This is a genomic window from Pseudokineococcus marinus (genome assembly GCF_013004605.1).
GTDB lineage: Bacteria > Actinomycetota > Actinomycetes > Actinomycetales > Quadrisphaeraceae > Pseudokineococcus > Pseudokineococcus marinus.
In genome coordinates this window covers 1-7781 of record NZ_JABEMA010000144.1, presented here as the reverse complement: position 1 = coordinate 7781, position 7781 = coordinate 1, and the positions used below count along the sequence as shown (strand labels likewise).

6 protein-coding genes and 1 pseudogene are annotated in these 7781 nt (G+C 76.2%); 5 read left to right on the top strand and 2 right to left on the bottom strand.

The window, feature by feature from the left end; genetic code table 11:
• Positions 1 to 342, bottom strand: a pseudogene (locus HLB09_RS10245) (hypothetical protein); the annotation flags it as partial.
• A gap of 322 nt (positions 343 to 664) precedes the next feature.
• Here HLB09_RS10245 and HLB09_RS19350 point away from each other — a divergent pair.
• The 5 genes from HLB09_RS19350 (at position 665) to HLB09_RS10220 (ending at position 6372) form a co-directional block, all read left to right on the top strand.
• Positions 665 to 955, top strand: coding sequence for a DUF485 domain-containing protein (locus HLB09_RS19350; protein WP_344554341.1), 291 nt, complete (start codon positions 665 to 667; stop codon positions 953 to 955).
• Complete coding sequence (locus tag HLB09_RS10235) at positions 952 to 2622, top strand: solute symporter family protein (protein WP_322790122.1); 1671 nt, start codon at positions 952 to 954, stop codon at positions 2620 to 2622. Before HLB09_RS19350 ends, HLB09_RS10235 begins: the two co-directional genes overlap by 4 nt.
• Positions 2623 to 2716: 94 nt before the next feature.
• Positions 2717 to 4720 (top strand): acetate--CoA ligase, encoded by a 2004-nt coding sequence (gene acs, locus HLB09_RS10230; protein WP_171203278.1) that lies wholly within the window; start codon positions 2717 to 2719, stop codon positions 4718 to 4720.
• Positions 4721 to 5050: 330 nt separating this feature from the next.
• Entirely contained in the window at positions 5051 to 5410 is a 360-nt protein-coding gene (locus HLB09_RS10225) for a phage holin family protein (RefSeq protein ID WP_171203277.1), read from the top strand.
• 89 nt (positions 5411 to 5499) lie between these two features.
• Positions 5500 to 6372: an alpha/beta fold hydrolase gene (locus HLB09_RS10220; RefSeq protein ID WP_322790121.1), complete on the top strand. Its 873-nt coding sequence runs from the start codon at positions 5500 to 5502 to the stop codon at positions 6370 to 6372.
• Between the two features lie 90 nt (positions 6373 to 6462).
• On the opposite strand, the gene HLB09_RS10215 is transcribed toward HLB09_RS10220, so the two are convergent.
• Entirely contained in the window at positions 6463 to 7743 is a 1281-nt protein-coding gene (locus HLB09_RS10215) for a MarP family serine protease (protein ID WP_212770873.1), read from the bottom strand.
• Between the last annotated feature and the right edge of the window lie 38 nt (positions 7744 to 7781).

Here is a 7781-nt window from a genome sequence, read left to right as displayed (position 1 = left end):
CACCGGGACGGGCGGTCCGAGCCGGGCGGGAGCGGTCCCCGGCGTCGCCCCCGTCGCGGCGGCCCGGGCGGTGGTGAGCGCCTCCTGCTCGCAGTCGTCGTAGGCCGCCGCGGCCCGGCCGAGGTCGAGCGCCGCGACGTCGGCGAGGCGGCGCAGGGCTCCGGCGTGCAGCGCCCAGTCCTCCCGCGCGCGCTCGAGGGCGACCATCAGCCGACGCGCCCCGAGCGCCAGGGCGGGGGCGGCGACCACGGACGCCGCGACCGCCTCCAGGTCCGCCGCGACGTGCTCGAGCCGCGCGCGCACCACCGCCATCTGCTCCGTGTCGACCGCCGCCGCACCCATCCGCGCCCCTCCGCCCCGGCCCGCACCCGGCGGGCCGCTCGACCGGCGGCGACGCTAGGGCCGTGGGCGCCGGCGTGCTGGGGCCCTGTGGACGACGGGCCGCCACCGCCGGCCGGCGACGCGCCGGGACGGGCTGCGGGAACGTGCACACCGGACACACGGCGCTGTGGCACGCTCCCGCTCGTCCCGGGCTGGTGGAGCCCGGCTGCCACGCCCGGCACCGACGCCGGGCGCGAGGAGGCCCGACGTGCCACGACACGACCCCGCGCAGCACCGGCCCGACCCGGGGGCAGCCGCCCCCGGTCTCGCCACCGCCGAGGAGGTGCGCGAGTCCCCCGAGTTCGCGGCCCTCCAGCGCCGCTTCCGGCGCTTCATCTTCCCCATGGCCGGGGCGTTCCTGGCCTGGTACGCCCTCTACGTGCTCCTGGCCGCCCTCGCCCCGGACTTCATGGCCCAGCGCGTCGGCGGCAGCACGATCACCGTCGGGCTCCTGCTGGGGCTCGGGCAGTTCGTGTCGACCTTCGCCATCACGATGGTCTACCGCTCCTGGGCGGACAAGCGCTTCGACCCCGAGGCGAGCGCGCTCCGCGAGCGCATCGAGGGTGTCGCGTGAGCGCCGCCGCCGTGCTGGCGTCCGCGCCCAGCACCCTCGACGTCGGCTCTCCCGTCCTCAACATCGCGATCTTCGTCGTCTTCGTCGTCGTGACGCTCGCCATCGTCCTGCGGGCGAGCCGCAGCACGCGGACCGCCGCCGACTACTACGCGGGCGGTCGCAGCTTCACCGGGCCGCAGAACGGCTTCGCCATCGCGGGCGACTACCTCTCGGCGGCGAGCTTCCTCGGCATCGCCGGCGCCATCGCCGTCTACGGCTACGACGGCTTCCTGTACTCCATCGGCTTCCTCGTCGCCTGGCTCGTGGCCCTGCTCCTCGTCGCCGAGCTCCTGCGCAACACGGGCCGCTTCACGATGGCGGACGTCCTGTCCTTCCGCCTGCGCCAGCGCCCGGTCCGGATGGCCGCGGCCCTGGCGACGCTGGCCGTCTGCTTCTTCTACCTCATCGCGCAGATGTCCGGCGCGGGCGGCCTCGTGGCCCTCCTGCTCGGCATCGAGGGGACGGCCGGGCAGTACGTCGTCGTCGCCGTCGTGGGCGTCATCATGATCGCCTACGTGCTCATCGGCGGCATGAAGGGCACGACCTACGTCCAGATGGTCAAGGCCGTCCTGCTCATCGCGGGCGCCGTCGTCATGACCGTGTGGGTCCTCGCCCGCTACGGCTTCAGCCTCACCGCCCTCCTCCAGGGGGCGGTGGACACCTCCGCGGCGCAGGGGCTGGCCGACCCCGAGGCGCTCCTCGGCCCGGGCCTGCGCTACGGGTCCAGCGCGCTGACGCTCCTCGACTTCGGGTCGCTCTCGCTGGCGCTCGTGCTGGGGACGGCCGGCCTGCCGCACGTCCTCATGCGCTTCTACACCGTGCCCAGCGGCAAGGAGGCCCGCCGCAGCGTCGTGTGGGCCATCTGGCTCATCGGCATCTTCTACCTGCTGACCCTGGTGCTCGGGTACGGCGCCGCGGCTCTGGTGGGCCGGGAGGACATCCTGTCCGCCCCCGGCGGCGTCAACTCCGCAGCCCCGCTCCTCGCCTTCCAGCTCGGCGGGACGGTGCTGCTGGGGCTCATCGCGGCCGTCGCCTTCGCGACGATCCTGGCGGTGGTCGCCGGGCTCGCCATCACGGCGGCGACGTCCTTCGCCCACGACGTCTACGCCAGCGTCCTCAAGAACGGGACGGTGAGCCCCGACGGCGAGCTGAAGGTCGCCCGCCGCACGGTCGTCGTCATCGGCGTCGTCGCGATCCTCGGCGGCATGGCGGCCATCGGCCAGAACGTGGCCTTCCTCGTGGCCCTCGCCTTCGCCGTCGCCGCCAGCGCCAACCTGCCGACGATCCTCTACTCGCTCTTCTGGCGGCGCTTCACGACCCGCGGAGCGCTGTGGAGCATGTACGGCGGCCTGGTGAGCACCATCGTGCTCATCGTCTTCTCCCCCGTCGTCAGCGGACGCGTCGACCCGGTCACCGGCGCCAGCACGTCGATGATCAAGGACACCGGCGTCGACTTCTCGTGGTTCCCGCTGGAGAACCCCGGCATCGTCACGATCCCGCTCGCCTTCCTCCTCGGCTGGCTGGGCACCGTGACGAGCCGCCCCGAGGCCGACCACGACGCGAAGGCCGCGCAGATGGAGGTCCGGGCCTTCACGGGGGCAGGATCGGAGAAGGCCGTGCAGCACTGAGGTCCAGCAGCTCCAGGCCACGGCCGCCGGTCCCCTCCCCGGGGGGCCGGCGGCCGCACCCGTGACGACGACGCACGCTCGAGGAAGGACGGCGATGGCCGACCAGCAGGACGCCAGCACCCCCGACGCCCCGCAGGGGGCGGGCCGCCCCGAGACCTACCCGCCGCCGCCGGAGCTCGCGCGCGAGGCCGTGGCGCAGCCCGAGCTCTACGAGCGGGCGGCGGAGGACCGCCTGGCCTTCTGGGCCGACCAGGCGCGCACCCTGCTGGACTGGGAGACCGAGCCCACCGAGGTCCTGGACTGGAGCCGCGCGCCCTTCGCCCGCTGGTTCGGCGACGGCCGGCTGAACGTCGCCCACAACTGCGTCGACCGGCACGTGGACGCCGGAAACGGCGACCGGGTGGCGATCCACTGGGAGGGCGAGCCCGGCGACCGGCGCACCATCACCTACGCCGAGCTGGGCCGCGAGGTGCGGCGGGCGGCCAACGCCCTGCTCTCCCTCGGCGTCCGCCAGGGCGACCGCGTGGCGCTGTACCTGCCGATGATCCCCGAGGCCGTCGTCGCCATGCTGGCGTGCGCGCGCATCGGCGCGCCCCACAGCGTCGTCTTCGGCGGCTTCAGCGCGGACGCGCTGCGCAGCCGCGTCGACGACGCGGAGGCGGTCGTCGTCGTGACGGCCGACGGCGGGTACCGCCGCGGGGCGGCCTCGGCGCTCAAGGCCAACGTCGACGAGGCCCTCGGCGACCCGGCCCGCGGCGGCGGGTCCGTCCGCAAGGTCCTCGTCGTGCGCCGCACCGGCCAGGACGTGGCCTGGGACGACGACCGGGACGTCTGGTGGGACGACGTCGTCGACGGCGCGAGCGAGGAGCACGAGGCCCCGGCGCTCGAGGCCGAGCACCCGCTCTTCATCCTCTACACGTCCGGGACGACGGGGAAGCCCAAGGGCATCCTCCACACGAGCGGCGGCTACCTCACCGGCGCCGCCTACACGCACCGCAACGTCTTCGACGTGCACCCGGAGAGCGACGTGTACTGGTGCGCCGCCGACATCGGCTGGGTCACCGGGCACAGCTACATCGTCTACGGGCCGCTGGCGAACGGCGTCACGCAGGTCATGTACGAGGGCACGCCCGACACCCCGACGCGCGAGCGCTGGTGGGAGCTCGTCGAGCGCTACGGCGTCACGCTGCTCTACACGGCGCCGACGACGGTGCGGACCTTCATGAAGTGGGGCGCGGAGCTCCTCGAGGGCCACGACCTGTCGAGCCTGCGCCTGCTCGGCAGCGTGGGCGAGCCCATCAACCCCGAGGCGTGGACCTGGTACCGCACGCACGTCGGCTCGGGCCGCACCCCCGTCGTCGACACGTGGTGGCAGACGGAGACCGGCTCGATCATGATCTCGCCGCTGCCCGGCGTCACGACGACGAAGCCCGGCTCGGCGCAGCGCCCGCTCCCGGGCGTCAGCGCGGCGGTCGTCGACGACGCGGGCGAGCCCGTGGCCCCCGGCGGCTCCGGCTACCTCGTGCTGACCGAGCCCTGGCCCTCGATGCTGCGCGGCATCTGGGGCGACGACGACCGCTACGTCGAGACGTACTGGTCGCGCTTCCCCGGCCGGTACTTCGCCGGGGACGGCGCGCGCCTCGACGAGGACGGCGACGTGTGGCTGCTCGGGCGGGTCGACGACGTCATGAACGTCTCCGGCCACCGCCTGTCGACCGCCGAGATCGAGTCGGCGCTGGTGAGCCACCCCCGCGTCGCCGAGGCCGCCGTGGTGGGAGCGGCGGACGACACGACGGGGCAGGCCGTCTGCGCCTTCGTCATCCTGCGCTCGGACGGGGCCGACGGCACCGGCGCCGCGGACGGCGAGGCCCTCGTCGCCGAGCTGAGGAACCACGTGGCCCGGGAGATCGGCCCCATCGCCAAGCCGCGGCAGGTGCTCGTCGTGGCCGAGCTGCCCAAGACCCGCTCGGGCAAGATCATGCGCCGGCTGCTGCGCGACGTCGCCGAGGGCCGCGAGACGGGCGACGTGACGACGCTCGCCGACAGCTCGGTGATGAGCACGATCCGCTCGGGGATGCGGACCTCGACGGAGGACTGACCGGCCCCGACCCACCGCTCGGCCACCGCCCGCCCCTCGCCGACCGGCCACGGTCGTCGGCCGGGGGCGGGCGGCGGCCCCGGGACGACGAGCCCGGGACGACGAAGCCCGGGCGCCGCCCGCCCGAGGGGCGGGGGGGCGATCACGTGCGTAGGCTCGCCGACCGATCGGTGGCCACCGCGGTCGGACGTCGGGCAGGCCCACGGGGCAGGCCTCCGGGCACCGCCCCTGGGCGGAGCAGAGCCCGCGCCGGCCGCGGCCACCACGAGCGCCGCACCACGCGGCGGCACGACGAGCAGCGGGAGTAGCGCAGTGGCAGAGGACAAGACCGTGGGCCAGCTGGTCGTCGACATCAAGCGCGACCTGACCGACCTCGTGAGGACGGAGGTGGCGCTCGCCAAGGCCGAGCTCGCCGACGACGCCAAGGCCGCCGGCATCGGTGCGGGCCTGTTCGCGGGCGCCGCTCTGTTCGGCTTCTTCGCGCTCATGCTCCTGCTCGTCGGCGGGGCGCTGGCGCTCGCCCTCGTGCTGCCGACCTGGGCGTCCTTCTTGATCGTGGGCGGGGTGCTCGTGCTCCTCGCCGGCGTCCTGGCGCTCGTGGGCAAGGGCCGCATCTCGAAGGTCAAGGCGCCGGAGCGCACCATCGCGACGGCGAAGAGCTCGGTGCAGGCGCTCAAGGGCACCCGCTGACGACGCACCTCCCCACCACCGACGACGGGTCGGCGCCCGAGCCGGGCGCCGACCCCGTCCTCGTCCCGGGCCCCTGGCAGCACCGGCTCGTGCCGGCCGGCGGCGCCCGCTTCCACGTGGCGCTCTGCGAGCCTCCCGGCCCGGTCGCCACGGGCAGGGCCGGCCGCGCCGACCTCGTCGTCCTCCTCCACGGCTTCCCCCAGCACTGGTGGGCCTTCCGCCACCAGCTCGTCGCGCTGGCCGCCGCGGGCCACCGCACCGCCGCGATGGACCTGCGGGGGGCGGGCGCGAGCGACAAGACCCCGCGCGGCTACGACACGCCCACGCTGTCGTCCGACGTGGCGGGCGTCGTCCGCGCGCTGGGCGCCTCGCGGGCGGTCGTCGTCGGCCAGGGCCTCGGCGGGTCGGTCGCGTGGGCCATGCCGGCGCTCGAGCCCGCCACGACCCGCGCCGTCGCCGCCCTGTCGGCGCCCGCCCCGCCGAGCACCGCCCTGCGGGCGCTCTCCCCCCGCCACGTCGTGAGCCACCGCCACGCGCTGGGGCTGCAGACGCGGCTCGTGGGAGGTCACCGGCTGCAGGGTGACCTCGTGCCCGAGCTGCTGGCCCGCTGGGCGGGCCCCGGCTGGCCGAGCCCGGCGGAGGCGCGCCGCTACGCCGAGGCGATGGCCGCGCCGTGGGCGGCCCGGGCCGCCGTGGAGCGGCACCGCTGGGAGCTCCGCTCGCCGCTGCGCCGCGACGGGCGGCGCCTGCGGGCGGCGCTGGAGCGGCCGGTGGACGTGCCGGTGCTCCAGCTCCACGGCGAGCTCGACGGCCTGGTGCCCCTCGCGAGCGCCCGACCGCGGCGCGCCCCGGCGCAGCACCGCCTCGAGGTCGTGCCCGGCGTGGGCCACTTCCTCGCCGAGGAGGCGCCGCAGCGGGTGACCGACGAGCTCCTGCGGTGGCTGGCGGACCTCCCCACCTGAGCGGCGTCGCCCCCGACCACGTCCCCTCCTCCCCGTCCCTAGCCCCTGGCGCGGGCGGGGTCGCCCGCTCGCTGGAGGAGGGCCGGCGGGTCAGGCCGGGACGCACTCCTGGGTGCTCACCGGCGCCGCCGCGCCCGCGGCCGCGTCGAGGACCTCGGCGGACTCGCGCAGCGTCAGGGCGTAGCCGGTGGACGGGTCGTCGACGGACCGGGCGAAGACGACGCCGACGACGCGCCCGTCGAGGTCGACGAGGGGCCCACCGGAGTTGCCGGGCTGCACGTCGGCGCGCAGCGAGTAGACCTCGCGGGTCACCCCGGGCTGCCCGTAGACGTCCTCGCCGAGAGCGGTGACGACCTGGCGCACGCGCGCCGCCTCGGCGTCGTAGGGCCCGTCCAGGGGGAAGCCGAGGACGGCCGCCGCGTCCCCGGGCGCCAGCTCCTCCCCCAGCGGGAGGGCCGGCGCGGCCAGCTCGTCCACCGACAGGACCGCGAGGTCGCGCTCGGGGTCGTAGAGGACGACCTCAGCGGGCAGGCGCGGCCCCTGGCCGCCCACCTGGACGGCGGGGGCCGTGACCCCCGCGACGACGTGGGCGTTGGTGACGACCCGACCGGGCGCGACGACGAAGCCGCTGCCCTCGACGCCCCGACCGCAGGCCTCGGCCACGCCGGTGACCTTCAGGACGCTCCCCCGGACCCGCTCGGCGACGGCGACGGCCTCGGCGCCCGCCTCGGCGTCCGGCGCGTCGACGGGCGCGATGGGCTCCTCCCCACCCGTGAAGACGCGGGGGAAGCCGCCGGCGTCGAGGGCCGAGCCCAGCTCGGCGAAGACGGTGCCCGCCTCCACCGGCACGGCGCGCTCGAGCGCGGACGCGATGGTGCTGTCCTCCACCGCCCCGGAGACCGTCGGGACCGGCGCGGTGCGCAGGGCGCCCGCGGCGAACCACACGAGCGCCCCGACGAGGAGGACGGACATCGCGGCGCCCAGCAGCCCGTCGAGCAGCCGCAGGGGGCGCCAGGGCACGAGGTCGCGCAGCCTCGCCCCGACCGCCACGAGCAGCGCCTGCCCGAGCAGGGCGGCCACGAGGACGCCGCCGAGGAGGAGGACGACCCGCTGCCAGGGCGGCTCCCACCCGGCCAGCGCGCCGGGGAGGAGTGCTGCGGCGACGGCGCCCCCGCCGAGGAAGCCCACGAGCGAGAGCAGGCCGACGACGAGGCCGCGCCGGAAGCCCGACAGCGCGTAGACGAGCGCCAGGAGGACGACGAGGACGTCGACGACGACGCCACCGGCGCCGACGACCGACCCGAGCCCGCCGCCCGCGGCGCCCGGCGCGGGGACGACGAGCTCGTGCGCCGCCCGCAGCGCGCCGCTCACGCGGGCACCTCCGTCCGGGGGCGGGAGGGCGGCGGTGG